This is a genomic window from Psychrobacter sp. JB193 (assembly GCF_002285555.1).
GTDB classification, from domain to species: Bacteria; Pseudomonadota; Gammaproteobacteria; order Pseudomonadales; family Moraxellaceae; genus Psychrobacter; species Psychrobacter alimentarius.
Genome location: NZ_NRGY01000002.1, coordinates 604601 through 620486 on the forward strand (window position 1 = coordinate 604601; position 15886 = coordinate 620486).

Consider the following 15886-nt stretch of genomic DNA (forward strand, 5'->3'; position numbering starts at 1 on the left):
TGCGTATTCATAACATAGAAAAACATAGCGATTCTTATATCTTAGTATACTAAATATTATTTGAATACTTAGTGTAAATCGTTGTAGATAAAATTTACAGGCTATTATGGGAATATAAAGGTCATGGCAATGGAAATCAGAAATGTTAAAAAATGGGTTATGTTAGCGGGCGCTGCGACAGCATTATTGATTATCCCAAGACGTAGTAGTCAGAAAGCCAGTATAAAGCCTTCTATTGAACTTACCAAAAAGAAAAATGATAAAAAAACTGCCGAACACGATTAAATAATTGCGATATACTGCTAAAAATAGGTAGCCATATATTTTTATTTGTAAAAATATATTGTACTGATAATAAAGTAACTGTTTATAGATAGTTTTTTATTTAATGTTTCTAAAAGATAATAAATAATGAAGTGTTCAATTAAAAAATAAAAATTTGAAGTCTATGAATGACTCCTGTAGGTTTTTCTACTATGTCTAAAATGAATGAAACTAGTCCCTATCCACTAATTGATACTCATACACATTTTGATGCACCAGTGTTTGATGAGGATAGGGCGCTGCTCACACAAAAAGCTTATAAGAATGGCGTCCAGCATTTGATATTGGTCGGCTACTTGTATCAGCATTTTGAACGTATGTACAAGACCAGGCAGCGCTATAGTAATCAATCGAATAATAAAGAGCAGATCAAAACGCTATCACCGCACTCTACGCAACAAGACGTTAGTCAGGATGAGGCAAGTACCAACATTCATATTGCTTTGGGCTTGCATCCTTTTTATATTGAGCAGCATAGCGATGCCCACCTCGAAGATATGGCAAAAATGATTGCTAAAGATCGACCCATAGCGATTGGAGAGATTGGGTTAGATACGTTTACCGCGGCCATGAAGGTGCCAGAGGTGTTCGCCAAGCAGGAGCGGTTTTTTAAAGCGCAATTGGATATCGCAGTAGCACATCAGTTACCAGTGATGTTGCATATTCGTAAGGCACACGCAGAAGCATTGGCGATATTAAAAGCGCATGATTATAACGCCCATAAATTTGGTGGCATCGCCCATAGTTTTAGTGGCGGTGTACAAGAAGCAAAAGCATTTGTAAAACTGGGTTTTAAACTTGGTGTGACGGGACAGGTAACCAATCCTAACGCCAAAAAATTGCGCTCAGCAATTCAAGCTGCTGTTCAAGAGTATGGCATTGAGTGTTTGGTGATTGAGACAGATTGTCCAGATATGATACCTGTTATGTGCCGGACAACGATAAAAGACTCATCAACACTTGAGCAAGGCTTACAGCAAAAAGACAGTAGTGCACTTATTCAAGATAGAAATGTACCAAGTAACCTACCATGGGTACTAAAAAGCTTGAGTGAGTTGCTCGATATTTCATCTGATGTGCTTGCTAAGCAGTTATGGTCTAACAGTTGCGCAGCTTTACAAATGACATGGAATTATCCAAAATGAGTGATAGTACTATTAATGGTTGTCGCTAATCGTTAAAGTAATTGTAAAGAATAACTGCGTTAATATAAGAGAGTATATAATTGGTATGAGTGAAACACGACAATTTGAGCCATTACTGACAGTGCCTGTCGCTACTGAGAATGCCGTTATAGAAGACGTTGATGAAGCCAACAGTGATCAATATGATCGTCGTTTTCAGGGTACAAAAACGCTTTATGGACAGTCGTCAGTTGATATATTTGCAGCCTCCCATGTTTATATTATTGGTGTAGGAGGGGTCGGTACTTGGGCAGCAGAAGCCTTGGCTCGAACGGCAGTAGGTACTATTACTTTAATTGATTTGGACGTATTGGTCGCCTCAAACGTTAATCGGCAGCTACCAGCATTGGACAGTACCTTTGGCCAAAGTAAAATTGCAGCGATGGCATCACGTATGCGCGAGATCAATCCTAAAGTGACCTTAAATTTAATAGATGACTTCTTGACAGTAGATAATGTAGAAACGCTATTGCCAAGCCGTCAAGACGCAAAAACAGCTGCTGCTCAGGGTAAGCCTATTGTGGTGTTAGACTGTGTAGACGATATGAATGCTAAATTGGCCATTGCCCTTCATTGCCGTTTTAATAAGCTCAAGCTGGTTTGTGCAGGTGGAGCAGGTGGTAAAATTGACCCAAGTCAAATTAGAGTCAGTGATCTACGCGAGAGTTATCAAGATCCATTACTGGCCAAACTACGCAACAAGCTACGTCACGAAAAAGGTATCAACAGTACACTAAAAGAAAAATTCGGTATCAAATGTGTTTATTCTACAGAGCCCCCTCGCGTGGATAAGAGCTGTCAGACAGGTGGACTGCACTGCGGTGGTTATGGCTCAGCAGTGGTTGTCACATCGGTGGTAGCGATGATAATGGTAAGCGAAGCATTACAATTGCTGATAGCACAGGCAAACATAAAATCGGGTGTCTGATATTATTTAAGGGAGTCTATCTTGTCTATACTTAACTCACCTAGACACAGTTACCCAGTGGCGGTAGATGAGGCAGAGCGTATCAATAAGCTGAAAAAATACCAAGTGCTCAATGATAATGATGAGCCAGCATTTAGACGCCTTGTTGATCTTGCAGGGCTGTTTTTTGATATGCCTATCATTACTATTGCCTTCATGGATGAGGAGACGCAGTATCTAAAATCAGCTCATGGACTTGGGGGTATTTGCCGGACACCACGTGAGATATCTATTTGTAACTATACGATGCTGTCTGATGAAGTCTTTATTGTGCCAGATTTGGCTCAAGACAGTCGTTTTAGCCAAAATCCATTGGTGACAGAAACGCCTTATTTACGATTTTATGCTGGCGCGCCCATTATTTTGCATGAAGATAATATCACCTATCGTTTAGGTTCTTTATGCGTAATGGATACGAAGCCTAATTATAGCTTTGACGAACAACAGGCAAAGATATTGGCTCAATTTGCAATGATAGCTGCAGATGCCTTGCAACTACAGGACAAGCAGCGTGATGCCAAACGTGCCAATGAGATGAAATCAGACTTTTTGGCCAATATGAGCCATGAAATCCGTACACCGATGAACGGTATTATTGGTATGGTGGAGATGCTAGGCGACACCGATCTTAGTGTTGAACAGCAAGAATATATAAATAATATAAAAGTATCTAATGAACACTTGATGTCAATTATCAATGGTATTCTAGACTTATCCAAAGTAGAGTCTGGAAAAATGACGATTGACACGGTACCAGTCAATTTATCGGCTTTATGCAATGAAGTTGTTAGTCTCTTTGCGATTAAAGCACGGCAACGTGGATTAATTTTGGATTATCATTATACGGAGTCCTTATCACCTTATATAAAGGGAGATCCTGTCCGCCTTAAACAAATTTTGGCGAATCTTGTCAATAACGCAATTAAGTTTACGCGTGAAGGTGGGCGCGTGAGTATCGATGTTAAGCATTTGTTAAACTGCGATGATGAAGACATAGATACAAACACGGACTCCGACGATGTCATGACACTGTGTATTGAAGTAAAAGATACGGGCGTTGGGATCAAAGCAGATTCGTTAGAAGCAATATTTGATGCCTATGATCAAGCAAATAAGTTCACACATCGCCTTTATGGTGGAACTGGTCTTGGACTCTCTGTCTGTAAGTCTTTAGTCGGCTTAATGGGTGGTTACATCGAGGTAGATAGTGAAGTTGGTGTGGGTACTACGTTTAGCGTCTTGCTGCCTTTGACTATCATAAGTGCAAACCAATACGAAACGTGGCAAGCGTCAAACGACTTTACTTTGATTGAACCCAGTCATGAACGAGCCGGTCATATCTTATTGGTAGAGGATGATACAGTGAATGCCATTATCGCCAAAAAGGCTTTGACCAATAGTGGGCATATGGTCACACATGTCACAGATGGACAGCAAGCTATTGATATGTTTGCTTTATTCCCTAACCGCTACGATGTGATTTTGATGGATCATCATATGCCTATCTTGGATGGCGTACAGGCCACCATCAAACTGCATGAGCTGTATGATCCTAAGTCACTGCCGCCTATTATTGCTTTGACTGCCAATGCGATGGATGGTGAACGCGAAAAGTACTTAAAGGTTGGTATGCAAGATTACTGTACCAAACCTTTTAAACAAGAACAGCTCAATGCATTGGTCCAGTATTGGCTTATCCAAAAGCAGCTAGATGAAGACGAAGAAGAATAATGTTTTAACATTAGCTAATGATGAGAGCTGCAAACGTATATCATGAGATGATTCTGTTGGCTGCTATAGAGAATTTATAGACACAGCAGTAATGATCATTATAAATACAAAAAAGCTGAACCGCTTTATAAGGGGTTCAGCTTTTTTATGGAAAAATAAATAGTGACTGTCTTATAGAAATCCATGGTTTTGAGACAATGCTCTCAAAACCATGCTCTTGAAACAATGTTTTGACCGCTATCTATTCTTTTGTAGATATTAAGCTTTATATACGCTGGGCTTCATAAATACTTAGTTGACACGAGTTTGGTAGTCACCAGTACGGGTATCAACACGTACCACTTCACCTTGCTGCACAAATAATGGTACACGTACCACAGCACCCGTCTCTAGCTTAGCAGGTTTACCGCCGCCGCCTGAGGTATCACCGCGTACACCAGGATCGGTTTCAGTGATTTGTAGCTCAACAAAGTTAGGCGGGGTGACTGACAAAGGCGCGCCATTGAACAAAGTAATGGTACATAATGCATTACTGTTCTCTTTTAGCCATTGTGGTGCATCACCAATGGCACTTTTATCCGCTTGGATTTGCTCAAAGCTTTCAGGGTGCATGAAATGCCAAAACTCACCATCGTTATATAGATAGTTCATTTCCGTATCCATCACATCAGCGGCTTCTAAGCTGTCACCTGATTTGAACGTTTGTTCTAACACTTTACCACTACGAAGATTACGCAACTTGACGCGGTTAAAGGCTTGACCTTTACCAGGTTTGACAAACTCGTTTTCAAGAATGGCGCACGGATTGCCATCGAGCATAACTTTTAGACCAGCTTTAAATTCATTAGTAGAAAAACTTGCCACAAGAGACTCCTAGGGGTTGTAAATATGATGATAAGTAGCGCTTACTGTACAAAAAGCTGCTGTTACGCCAAGTGCTTAAAGGGTAACGGGTATACTTTGATAGGGTACACCTTAAGGGCGTATAATACCGCCTTTTAGGCACAGATAGTAGGCTGTCATGATAAACCATTTAATCACACAAAAAAACTGGCAAACGCAATTATCCGAAGCCATTACTTCCATCGACGAGCTATTACATCTCTTAAAGCTCGAATCATTACGTGCGGATGTCTATGTGCCTAAGCATTTTGAGCTGCGCGTGCCACGTGATTTTGTGGCAAAAATGAGAGTTGGTGATCGCAATGATCCTTTATTAAAACAAGTCTTGCCAGATAAGCAGGAGCAAATAAACGTAACAGGCTATGTGGCTGACCCACTAAGTGAAAATACGCAAAACCCAGTCAAAGGTATGCTACATAAATACCAGTCAAGGGTGTTATTGACCATTACGGGTGCTTGTGCGATTCATTGTCGTTATTGCTTCCGCCAACATTTTGACTATAGTGCCAATATGCCCACAGCGGATGCAAAAGAAAACATCGTCAACTATATCACGGCGCATCCTGACATTAATGAGGTAATCTTGAGTGGTGGGGATCCATTAAACGTCACAAACAGGCGTTTATTCGCTTGGTTAGATACGCTAGAGTCCATACCGCAATTGACTACCATTCGGCTGCATACTCGCTTACCGTTGGTGATTCCAGCCCGTCTAGATGAAGCATTACTAGAAAGGTTGTCCCAAAGTCGCTGCCATATTGTGATGGTGATTCATTGTAACCATGCCAATGAAATTGATGCATTTACCTCGGAGCAGTTGCAACGCGTTCGTAGCGCAGGAATTACTTTATTAAACCAAGCTGTCCTATTAGCAGGAATTAATGATAGCATCGAGGTACAAAAAAAATTAAGTCAACGTTTGTTTTCCGCAGGTGTTTTGCCTTATTATCTGCATGTACTAGACAAAGTTGCTGGCGCAGCTCACTTTGATAGTGACGAGCAGACGGCAGTTGAGCTTTATTGGTCGCTGTTAGCAGTGCTACCAGGTTATCTTGTACCAAAGTTGGTCAGAGAGCTACCAAATAGGCGCTTTAAGGTACCAATCGATATTTACAATAGATCGTAATGTAAACACGGTAGTTTATTAAAAAACGTATAAAAAAATAATGATTGTGGTAGCGTAGGAGAGTCATTGTTTTTGAATGCATTTTCTATTTTAATTATCAGTTTTATATGTGATTTATAAAGGTTGGCTGGCAGGTGTTTTTGATGGTTTTAACGTAGGATATTTAGGGATGATCAGATATAGACACTCATTTTATCCAGCCAAAACCAGCTCGGTTTGTGACAAGTAAAATAGTGTTAGGTATTGGATGATACGCAGATACTGTCTGCGATTCTATTGAAGTTCGATTAAAATCTGTCTTATTTTATGGAAAAAATGAGGCCATACCCTAGTTCTTAGGAATACCGATGATAACTTTATCAACGTTTCAAGAATATCTGTCTTCTAAAAAGTCCATTTCTCAAGCGCAGCCACCTTCTATGAGTCAATCGGCCAATGGTCAAGAGCACTATTTGCTCAAACTGTTGGCAACTTTGCCTTCTCAAACGCCTATACAGCAAGCAGAACAGCTAGAAAAGATACTCACCGTATTACGTGAGGTCAATATCAAGGAGCAACAACGTCTCAAACTACTAGCGCAAGTGATAGATGCCTCAGATCAACTCATTGCCACGCTAAGACAACACTATATTTATGAGACTGGTGCGCTAAATGACGTGCCGTTGTCTCATATGGCTCAGGTAAAGTCATTATATTATCTCATTATTATGGCTTATGACAGAGTGATACATGATAAGCAAGCATTGCTACAAAACCGGAAGAAGCCTCCTTCTAGCAAAGTCTGGAAACGATATTTCAAGGTGAATAATGATTCATCGGTATTGCTTGCTACTGCTATTTATCAGACGTTGTTAATGTACCAAAAATTACTGGGCGAAGAGGTGATCTGTTATCAAAAACCATCACCTTATTTGTGGTACAAAACTAATCGGTTATATGCTCTTGCTCATCAACATCACGTGTTGACTGTTAATCATATTGAGACTACAGGCAGTTTGCGTGCCAGTAATATACATCAATTGTATTGTCAAATTTGTCTGCACAGTTTGTTAAATATGCGTGCCATGCAACGCCAGACTGTTTTGCTTGTCCAACGCTTATTGCCTGAATGGGGCAAATATATTGTTGCAACGATAGAGCCAAAAACTGAGACACGGGTATTCGTTGATTTACATAGTGATAAGCCGCCTGCCTATTTAACGGCCAACTCTGATATCAATCCTTATGAAGATCACCATCATTGCTTGTTTATAGAGCTTGGACCATTGCTCGCGTATTTTGAAGCACGCGTGCAAGCTTTGATTGTAGAGGGTAGTGAAGGCGCTGAATGCTATTTGTTAAATAAACTATCGATGACAATGAGGTATCGATATTTGCAAACACCGCTCACACCAGCGACCAAATATGTTATCAAAAAAGAAGCTGTACTAATCACGGGCTTCAATAATATTCATTATCGCGTTAGTGGTTCACAAAGTTTTGCCAATCTGATTGCTGTGAATGATTTGCCAGAGGAGCAGCGCCCTCGCTATGAGACAGTCAAGCATAAGCGGGGCGGCGATGAAACCGTCATTCACGAGATTTTAAGTAATAGTGACACGTCTTTATTTCGCAGATTACAATTGGTATTCCCAGCAGATCATTCGCAGGCGACAAATAAAGAAGCTATATTAAATAAAGACACCATATCAAACTATGGTGAGATAGTGACAGATAGTGGCATTGCCCAGCTTAAAAAGTTGCCCAATCAAGAAGGCGTTGATCTAGGCATTGTTGACCCTAAGTGGACGATGACAGCACCGCTATTAGTATCTACTATGAGTCTTTTTTTAATTTGTCGTTCTGATAGAAATGCATCAACTGATTGGTCAATAGGCGTGGCACGCTGGTTGAATCCTGATGACAAAAACCTAGAAGTTGAGTGGCAGGTGCTTGGACATGCAGTCGTTGCTTGCGGCATACGTTTGGAAGGCAGAGAAACACGCAGTCAACATTTTGTACCAGCATTTATCCTTGGTGGGGATGAGCAGCTGCAAACGGCAGGTACACTAATAGTGCCGACCGCTTACTTCCAACCGAATGACAGAGTAACGATGCGTATCAACAATAAACAAACGCCTTTGCGTTTGGAAAAAAGAGTATTATTCACGGATGAATTTAGCCAGTATGAGATAGTAAAAATATAATTGGCTTGTTTTATCATAAAAATAGAGACGCAGACATGTGTAAAAATTATTACTTATATTTTTGTTTAAATAGTCTGACTAAACAATGCAGCGGGTAAGTTAACCTGCAACCCATTAGATTATTGTCTATAATGACGATGATGGTTACCCTAATCTATGTGATACCTTTGGCTCCTGAGCCTGACATTTTAAATCGAAAAAAATATCAGAATCACAAGAGCCGCTAAGCCCATTCTTGATAGTACGCTCTATATGATTGTATTTTTGGAAAAGGTGTATGGTATCTAACGTCCGATATGAAAATAACATCACAAGATTCAAAAGGCTTCTTTATGCGCACTCAATCCATCTTAAATCTATTAGTCATCGATGATGACCAGCTTTATGCTGAACGTCTCGTAAGTTTACTAGAGGGGTATTATGACACCGTAAATTTGGGATTTTTGGATGACAAAGAGGAGTTTTTGAAGGCGTTACGGCAGCCTTGGGACACTTTGGTATTCGGTAAAGCTTATGATATGAGCTTTACGGATGCGGTAGGCATTATCCAAGAGCAAGGCGTGGATCTGCCCATGATTTGCCTACTGACCGAAGAGGTGTCAGCGACAGCCAATAACGAGCAAGGTTTGCCTAGCGTTATCAGTGGCATCATGGTGAAAGCGCTGCGAGCTGATCAAGAAATGGCAGTGGTGATGTCTATTTGTTTGCAGCATGATAATTTGCGCAGTCGCCGCGAACTCAAAAATTTACGGCATGTCATCTCTGAAGCGGAGCAGCGCGCCAATGTATTGATCAAAAACTCTAAAAGTGCGGTTGCTTATATCGATCAAGGGGTTCATATTTTCGCTAACGACCCTTATCTTCAGCTTTTTGGCTTTAATTCAATGAGTGAGGCCATCGGTGTGCCCATTATTGATCTGATTGCAGGCGGCGATAACGTTAAAGGTTTTAAGCAGTTTTTACGTCAATTTGATAAAGGCAGTCGGCAAGAAGTAGAGTTTAAGTTTGAAAGTGTGCGTACAGACGGTAGCACCTTTGAAGCAAAATTGCAGCTGGCGGCAGCGACTTTAGAAGGCGAGCCTGTGACTCAGGTTATTATCCAACAAAACCACAATAATAGTGCAGAAGTGGCTAAGCGTTTAGCGGCAGCTGAACGTCAGGACAGTTTGACTGGGATTGATAACCGCCGCGGTTTTGAAGAGCAAATAGAAATCGTATACCAGCAGGCGCAGCAAGGGTTACTGACTGCAGCATTATTATATGTTCAGCTGGATAATGTCGGTAAAATTAGTAGCAGTTTGGGATTGCAAGGTATCGATGCGACCGTCAAACAGGTGGCTTATACATTGGATGAGATGGTGTCAGATGGGTATGTGAGTCGTTTTAGCGATACCGCTTTTACTATATTGGTAGAGAATAAGACAACGTCAGAGTTAGAAGATCTGGCAGAAAATATCGGTTCTCGAATTGGCGATATGCTGATTGAAGTAGATAAGCGTACGATCAGTACCACCGTCAGTATTGGTATTACCAAGATAGAAAGAAATACCGCAGAACCTGCTATCTTACTAGAACGTGCGATACATGCCATTAGTCAAATCATGATAGAAACTTCCAATCATGGTGGTACGTATCATCTGTACGATCCAAGCGAGCATGCCAATAGTGACGATCATGCTCTTGCTGAGTCATTGATTGATGCCATTGCCAACAACCGCTTTGAGCTGTCGTTCCAGCCGATATACGACATCAATCATGATCGCAGTGACTTTTTTGAAGTATACCTACGTCTGCCATTAGCAGATGCAGACAATACAGTATTGACCCCTGATCAATTCATGGCTGTTGCCAAGTCACACAAATTGCTCGAAAAAATAGATCGTTGGGTATTGATCAATGCTTGCAAAAAAATCAATGATATTCGCAAAGTCAGTCCTCAAGCCAGATTGCTTATACAATTGACTAGTGCCTCTTTAATCGATAAGAAGTTACCGGATATTGTGAGTCAACTTATAAAAGCAGTAGGGGGTGCTTCTGGTATGCTGACCATACAGTTTGGTGAAAACGATATCTCAGACCATTTGACCTTAGCAAAAAATCAGTTCATCGCTCTAAATCAAGTTGGTTGTCAGATTGGCATCAATAATTTTGGTTCTTCTGCTAAGTCGGTAGAAATTGTCAGCTTTGTGCAGCCTGATATGGTACGTTTGGCTCATAACTATGTAGAAGGTATTGAGTCAGCGGAAAACCTAGAAGCGGTCAAATCTCTTATTGGTCGTACCAATGAGGTTAAGGTTGATGTACTCATGCCTTATATTGAAGATGCAGCGACGATGTCCGTTGCATGGAGTGTGGGTGCGCGCTATTTACAAGGTTATTATTTAGAAGAGCCGAGCACCACGATCAAGCTTGCGAGTTAACGGTTTTTTGTGTGCTTATGGTCTAGATTATCGTGACGCTATGAGCATTTTCTATTGATATGAATGCCTATAGACAACGCTATGTGTTTATAGGCGACTAGGATTGACTTGATACTATTTATATTTACTCCTACGTTGTAGCCGGTAGTATTTATCGTAGCTGACACCCATCAACCAAAGATTGTTAAAATGCCTATCTCTAGTAAATGTTACATCAGTGGTCTTTTTTCTGCCATTTTATTACTGACTGCGTGCGACCATACACCACCTGACCACCGCGCCCCTGTCACATTACCTGTGTATACCAAAGGTGATGTACGTAAAGGGGCTACCATCTATAAAGAAGCTTGTGGCCAATGTCATCAGCTCAATGCAGGTCTCAACAAAAAAGGCCCGCAGTTGATGAATATATACGGTGCACCAGCTGCTCAGTTAAAAGATTATACTTACAGTGAAGGGTTGGCGCAGTCCGGTTGGGTATGGAATGCAGAAACGCTAGATCCCTATATTGCCGATGCCCAAAAAGCGATGCCAAATTCAAAAATGCTCTCAGATCCTATGCCAGATATCAAAGAGCGTACTGATTTGATCGCATATTTATCAACGCTTCGCGCCGCAGCACCAGTAGTAGAAAATAATAAAAACAACTCCTGATCTACCATACTATCCCTATAAAAATGAGCCAATACATTACTATGACCGATTCAGCGACCGACTATCTTCACAATCAGCAGAAAATTGCCCAGATGATGATACAGTTAAACCAAATTGTGCTGGATAAGCCGCAAGCAGTCAAACTGGCGCTCAGTGGCATATTGGCAGGTGGGCACATATTACTGCAAGACTTGCCAGGTATGGGAAAGACGACTCTGGCACAAGGGTTGGCACAACTGCTGGGATTGAGTTTTAGTCGAGTTCAGTTCACCAACGATATGTTGCCAGCAGATATTTTAGGGATGAGTATCTACGATCAAAGCAAACAAAAATTTGAGTTTAGATCAGGACCTATTTTTACGCAACTGTTACTTGCTGATGAAATCAATCGCTCTAGCCCTAAAACACAAAGCGCGCTGTTAGAAGCGATGGAAGAGCGACAAGTCACGCAAGACGGGCAAACTTATCGCTTACCGCAGCCCTTTTTTGTGATTGCAACGCAAAACCCCTTACAGCAAGCAGGCGTGTACCCTTTGCCAGAGTCGCAGCTTGATCGGTTCTTATTGTGCTTATCACTAGGGTATCCTTCTCCTACAGCGGAGCGTGAGCTGTTAAAAGGTCAGGACCGCCGTGAGCTGTTAAAAGATTTGGATGCTATGCTTGATACAGAGACTGTGATATTGGCTCAGCAAGGGGTCAAACAAGTTTATGTTGCTGATGTGGTGTTGGACTATCTACAGCGTTTGGTGGCAAAAACTCGCTCAAGCCAAGAGTATCACGGTCTCTCACCACGTGGGGTATTGTCGTTACAGCGCGCGGCTCAAGCCCATGCATATGTCTCTGGTCATATGGAGATAACACCTGAAGACATCCAAGCGGTGTTTGCCGCAGTCACTGATCATCGTTTAGGTCAGCGTTTTATACCGGCACATGTAACAGGTGGGGGACAAGCGCCGCTGACTATCGCTCAACGTATCTTGGCAGAAGTACCTGTTATTGCCTAAAAACCTATTTAGCAAATATGACTATTCAAAATGTTTGCTGAATGCTCGTAGCTCTTTTAATTCTATGGTGAGGATAGGGCAACTATGCGCCTTTTGCCAAAAGCCTTAACGGCTCCTATCACGTCGATATTACGCCGTTGGTTTGACGCGCGGGCACCCAAAAGTGATAGCGCAACACTCAATTTACGTAATATCTATATCTTCTTTAGCCGTGAAGGATTGTTGTTTGCGGTCTTATTAATCATCACTTTCATTGCTGGTATCAACTATGGCAACAATTTGGTACTAGGACTGTGTTTTTATCTTGTGAGCATTTGGTTGATTAGCTTTCATGTGACGTTTGCGCACATCTCAGGATTAAAAGTGGTTCTACTAGAAGTGACGATGACAGAAGCAGGTACGCCTGCTTGGGTCACATTGCAACTACATAGTGATAGTAGGCAACCAAGGTGGCAGCTCTTATTTAGTTTTGAGCAATCCGATAAAAAAACTATAAAATCTACGGACAAAAAAAGCCAAAACAACCATGAGGATCAGCGTTCTGTACTGGTCACTCAGCTTCAAGGCGAGCAAACAATTCGCCTGCCTGTTCAGACAAATTTTCGCGGCGTGCTTGAACTGCCACGATTAACCATCAAAACGGTATATCCTTTAGGTATCATGCGCGCATGGTCTTATGTGTATTTTGCCCGCACCGCTTGGGTGTATCCGAAGCCAGAAGTATTTGATTGGCAAACGTACTATTCGGAGGCAAGCCTAGAAGATTTGCCAACGGGCGGCCAATATCGACAAGGTCAAGATGAGTTTGAGCGTCTCGATAATTACCGAGAAGGGGAGTCGCTTGCGCGTGTTTCTTGGGGTCATGTTGCGCGCGGTCAAGGTATGTTTACCAAGCATTTTTCTGATCCTGTCGGTCATGAGCAAACCTTGGACTATATGGATATGCCAGCTGCACACCATGAACAAAAGCTTTCACAGCTGGCGTATGGCGCGATGGCACTGGGTCAATTGGGCGTGCCATTTAGAATGCGCTTACCACATGATGCGCCCTCGGCAACCCCACTTGGTGAAGGCGACAACTTTGCGCAAACGTGCTTACTCAGATTGGCGAAAGCACCATGACGGATTCTCAACGCTTAGCTAAGCGCTCTTTGGTTCACTCGTCTACAGATAGCGTAAACGCTGCCAGTTTTGAGCATTTGGCAGTCGGTCGATATATCGCTATTCAGGATAATCTTGTCAATAGTGATAGATGGTACCGCAAATTATTGGCGTTGCCAGCCTACTATTGGGTGCTACTGGCTCAAGTCATCGTTGTTTTGCCTCATGCCGCTCACTTGCCATTGTGGTTGATAGGCTTTGCCGTCGTCAGTATTTGTGCTCAGTTACCAAACATAAAGGCGCGATTTAAAGAGAGACGGCGTTTAAAGCGTGTGTATCAAGGCATGCAAATGCTGGGTTTCTTGCTGGGATTGGCAGGGTTGTGGCTGACTTACAATACCGCATTTGGACTGGATATGGGTGTGGCGTTTCTAGTGCTGTGCCTCGTCAGTAAGCTGTGGGAGTTATATAAGCGCCGTGATGCGTATGTATTATTAAATCTATCCTTGTTTGTGCTTGCTGCGCTGTTTTTGATGGATCAAGGGTTGGCAACGACGCTAGAAGTGGTCATCGGCGTGATTGTCGTGTTATTGGCATTTATTGCGCTCAATGATGATGGCAATGCTCGCGGCGACGGTCGTCTGCGTACGCTCGGCGTTTTGGGTATTGGGGCATTGCCGCTATTGATTGTGCTGTTTTTGTTTTTTCCTCGGCTGCCACCTTTATGGTCAGTGCAGCTATCAAGTGGACAGGCGACCACTGGTGTATCTGACAGCATGTCGCCGGGTGATTTTGCCAATTTGGGACAATCCACTGAATTGGCTTTTCGAGTAGAATTTGCGGATAATCGTCCACCGCAGCAGGAGCTGTATTGGCGAGGATTGGTGTTTAGTGATTTTGATGGTATTACTTGGCGGCCAAGCTCGCAACAAAGACAATGGCGAGCGTCACCGCAGATGCCGACTTGGATTGAAAATGCCTTTGCCACGGTGCCTGACGCAGCAAAACAGTCACCTACAAATTATACGGTAGTTTTAGAGCCTACTCAGCAAAACTGGCTATTTGGGCTTGATTATCCCTTTACTCAGCGGCAAGACGTCAGTGTGACATCAAACTTTACCTTACGAAAAGATGAGCCCGTTACTCAGCAGCTGCGTTATGAGGCATTACAGTTCACGCCAATGCAGATCGATCCTATTTTGACTGATGAGCTGCGGCAACTCAATCTTGCATTGCCAGCTGAGGGTAACCCCAAAGCGCGGGCATTGGCCAAGGAGTTACTTGCACAGTCTGGGTCAGATCCTATTCGTTATATGAATGCTATCGAGCGCTGGATCAATCAAACCGAATTTCGCTATACGCTATCACCGCCGCGATTGAATGATGATCGCATTGATGAGTTTTTATTCGACACCAAAGCGGGGTTTTGTGAGCATTATTCCTCAAGCTTTACTTTTATGTTGCGAGCCGCAGGGATTCCAGCGCGGGTCGTGGCTGGATATCAAGGTGGCGAGCTGAGCCGCGGTGGTAATGTCTGGGAAGTAAGACAAAAAGATGCCCACGCTTGGACAGAGGTTTGGCTTGAAGGCCAAGGTTGGGTAAGGGTTGATCCAACAAGCTTTGTCGCGCCTGAACGCGTAGAGCAGGGGATGAAGGCGATAACAGAGTCACGAGGCGCGGCAATGTTTGGTGATGGCGCTGGCGCTCAAATCAGTTATCAGCAGTATCAGATGCTACAAGCCTTGCGGCGCTTATCCGATCAGGCCAGTTACTACTGGCAGAAAGATGTGGTTGGTTATGACCAAGATAAGCAGGCTGATTCGCTATTGAAATGGTTTAATATTCGCTCAGTCATAGGGCAGATTGTTTGGTTGGCAACCAGTGCTGTTGTTGTGATGGCTGTCTTGGTATTGCTGATTTGGCAGCGCCGCCGTAAACGCTGGCATCCAGCAGACAAGCCACTGGCTCAGCTCTCAAAGCGTTTGAGTAAACGCGATAAGTTGCTGGCGCGAGCAGACGATGAAGCGCCGCTTTCTTGGCTTGATCGTGTGACAGCAACGATGGATGGTCAACAGCATCAGGTACATACGCAGACTGATACTGATCACCATCATCAGCCGATAAATAGAGCGGATTTAGACACGCTACAAGCAAAAATTACGTCTATCAAGCAAGATTATCGACAGCTGCGCTATGGACGATTGAGTACATTAGATCATAGTCATGCTGAATACAAACACATACTGGCGCAGTTAAAAAAGAACGTGCGAGAATTGCTTTAACGGT

12 protein-coding genes are annotated in these 15886 nt (G+C 42.7%); 11 read left to right on the forward strand and 1 reads right to left on the reverse strand.

Annotated features, from left to right (window positions below; translation table 11 throughout):
• Nucleotides 1-123 precede the first annotated feature (123 nt).
• The 4 genes from CIK80_RS15340 (at nt 124) to CIK80_RS10385 (ending at nt 4206) form a co-directional block, all read left to right on the forward strand.
• Nucleotides 124-285: a hypothetical protein gene (locus tag CIK80_RS15340; protein WP_179288366.1), complete on the forward strand. Its 162-nt coding sequence runs from the start codon at nt 124-126 to the stop codon at nt 283-285.
• A gap of 191 nt (nt 286-476) precedes the next feature.
• A complete protein-coding gene (locus CIK80_RS10375; protein ID WP_257011744.1) occupies nt 477-1469 on the forward strand; it encodes a TatD family hydrolase in 993 nt (330 codons plus the stop codon).
• A gap of 85 nt (nt 1470-1554) precedes the next feature.
• Entirely contained in the window at nt 1555-2436 is an 882-nt protein-coding gene (locus tag CIK80_RS10380) for a ThiF family adenylyltransferase (RefSeq protein WP_095569922.1), read from the forward strand.
• Nucleotides 2437-2457: 21 nt separating this feature from the next.
• The gene (locus CIK80_RS10385; protein ID WP_257011745.1) at nt 2458-4206 is read left to right on the forward strand and encodes a GAF domain-containing hybrid sensor histidine kinase/response regulator; all 1749 of its coding nucleotides are present in this window, start codon (nt 2458-2460) and stop codon (nt 4204-4206) included.
• Nucleotides 4207-4497: 291 nt separating this feature from the next.
• Here CIK80_RS10385 and efp read toward each other — a convergent pair whose 3' ends face one another.
• A complete protein-coding gene (gene efp / locus CIK80_RS10390) occupies nt 4498-5070 on the reverse strand; it encodes an elongation factor P (protein WP_062845283.1) in 573 nt (190 codons plus the stop codon).
• Nucleotides 5071-5227: 157 nt separating this feature from the next.
• Here efp and epmB point away from each other — a divergent pair, with 157 nt between their 5' ends.
• From epmB to CIK80_RS10425, 7 genes are all read left to right on the forward strand, one after another.
• A complete protein-coding gene (epmB, locus tag CIK80_RS10395; RefSeq protein ID WP_095569924.1) occupies nt 5228-6235 on the forward strand; it encodes an EF-P beta-lysylation protein EpmB in 1008 nt (335 codons plus the stop codon).
• A gap of 347 nt (nt 6236-6582) precedes the next feature.
• Nucleotides 6583-8421, forward strand: coding sequence for a hypothetical protein (locus tag CIK80_RS10400; protein WP_095569925.1), 1839 nt, complete (start codon nt 6583-6585; stop codon nt 8419-8421).
• A 332-nt stretch (nt 8422-8753) separates the two neighbouring features.
• A complete protein-coding gene (locus CIK80_RS10405) occupies nt 8754-10841 on the forward strand; it encodes an EAL domain-containing protein (RefSeq protein ID WP_095569926.1) in 2088 nt (695 codons plus the stop codon).
• A gap of 189 nt (nt 10842-11030) precedes the next feature.
• Nucleotides 11031-11495 carry a c-type cytochrome gene (locus CIK80_RS10410; protein ID WP_095569927.1) on the forward strand — a complete coding sequence of 155 codons (465 nt, stop codon included), beginning with the start codon at nt 11031-11033 and terminating at the stop codon, nt 11493-11495.
• A 41-nt stretch (nt 11496-11536) separates the two neighbouring features.
• A complete protein-coding gene (locus tag CIK80_RS10415; protein WP_257011746.1) occupies nt 11537-12499 on the forward strand; it encodes a MoxR family ATPase in 963 nt (320 codons plus the stop codon).
• Between the two features lie 84 nt (nt 12500-12583).
• Nucleotides 12584-13621 (forward strand): DUF58 domain-containing protein, encoded by a 1038-nt coding sequence (locus CIK80_RS10420; protein WP_095569929.1) that lies wholly within the window; start codon nt 12584-12586, stop codon nt 13619-13621.
• Nucleotides 13618-15882, forward strand: coding sequence for a DUF3488 and transglutaminase-like domain-containing protein (locus CIK80_RS10425; RefSeq protein ID WP_095569930.1), 2265 nt, complete (start codon nt 13618-13620; stop codon nt 15880-15882). The genes CIK80_RS10420 and CIK80_RS10425 overlap by 4 nt, the downstream gene beginning before the upstream one ends.
• Nucleotides 15883-15886 lie beyond the last annotated feature (4 nt).

Excerpts from the sequence above, each read along its gene's own strand:
- CIK80_RS10400 (WP_095569925.1), top strand. The coding sequence starts at position 6,583 with ATGATAACTTTATCAACGTTTCAAGAATATCTGTCTTCTAAAAAGTCC.
- CIK80_RS10415 (WP_257011746.1), top strand. The coding sequence starts at position 11,537 with ATGACCGATTCAGCGACCGACTATCTTCACAATCAGCAGAAAATTGCC.
- CIK80_RS10425 (WP_095569930.1), top strand. The coding sequence starts at position 13,618 with ATGACGGATTCTCAACGCTTAGCTAAGCGCTCTTTGGTTCACTCGTCT.
- CIK80_RS10375 (WP_257011744.1), top strand. The coding sequence starts at position 477 with ATGTCTAAAATGAATGAAACTAGTCCCTATCCACTAATTGATACTCAT.
- epmB (WP_095569924.1), top strand. The coding sequence starts at position 5,228 with ATGATAAACCATTTAATCACACAAAAAAACTGGCAAACGCAATTATCC.
- CIK80_RS10405 (WP_095569926.1), top strand. The coding sequence starts at position 8,754 with ATGCGCACTCAATCCATCTTAAATCTATTAGTCATCGATGATGACCAG.
- CIK80_RS10420 (WP_095569929.1), top strand. The coding sequence starts at position 12,584 with ATGCGCCTTTTGCCAAAAGCCTTAACGGCTCCTATCACGTCGATATTA.
- CIK80_RS10410 (WP_095569927.1), top strand. The coding sequence starts at position 11,031 with ATGCCTATCTCTAGTAAATGTTACATCAGTGGTCTTTTTTCTGCCATT.
- CIK80_RS15340 (WP_179288366.1), top strand. The coding sequence starts at position 124 with ATGGCAATGGAAATCAGAAATGTTAAAAAATGGGTTATGTTAGCGGGC.
- CIK80_RS10380 (WP_095569922.1), top strand. The coding sequence starts at position 1,555 with ATGAGTGAAACACGACAATTTGAGCCATTACTGACAGTGCCTGTCGCT.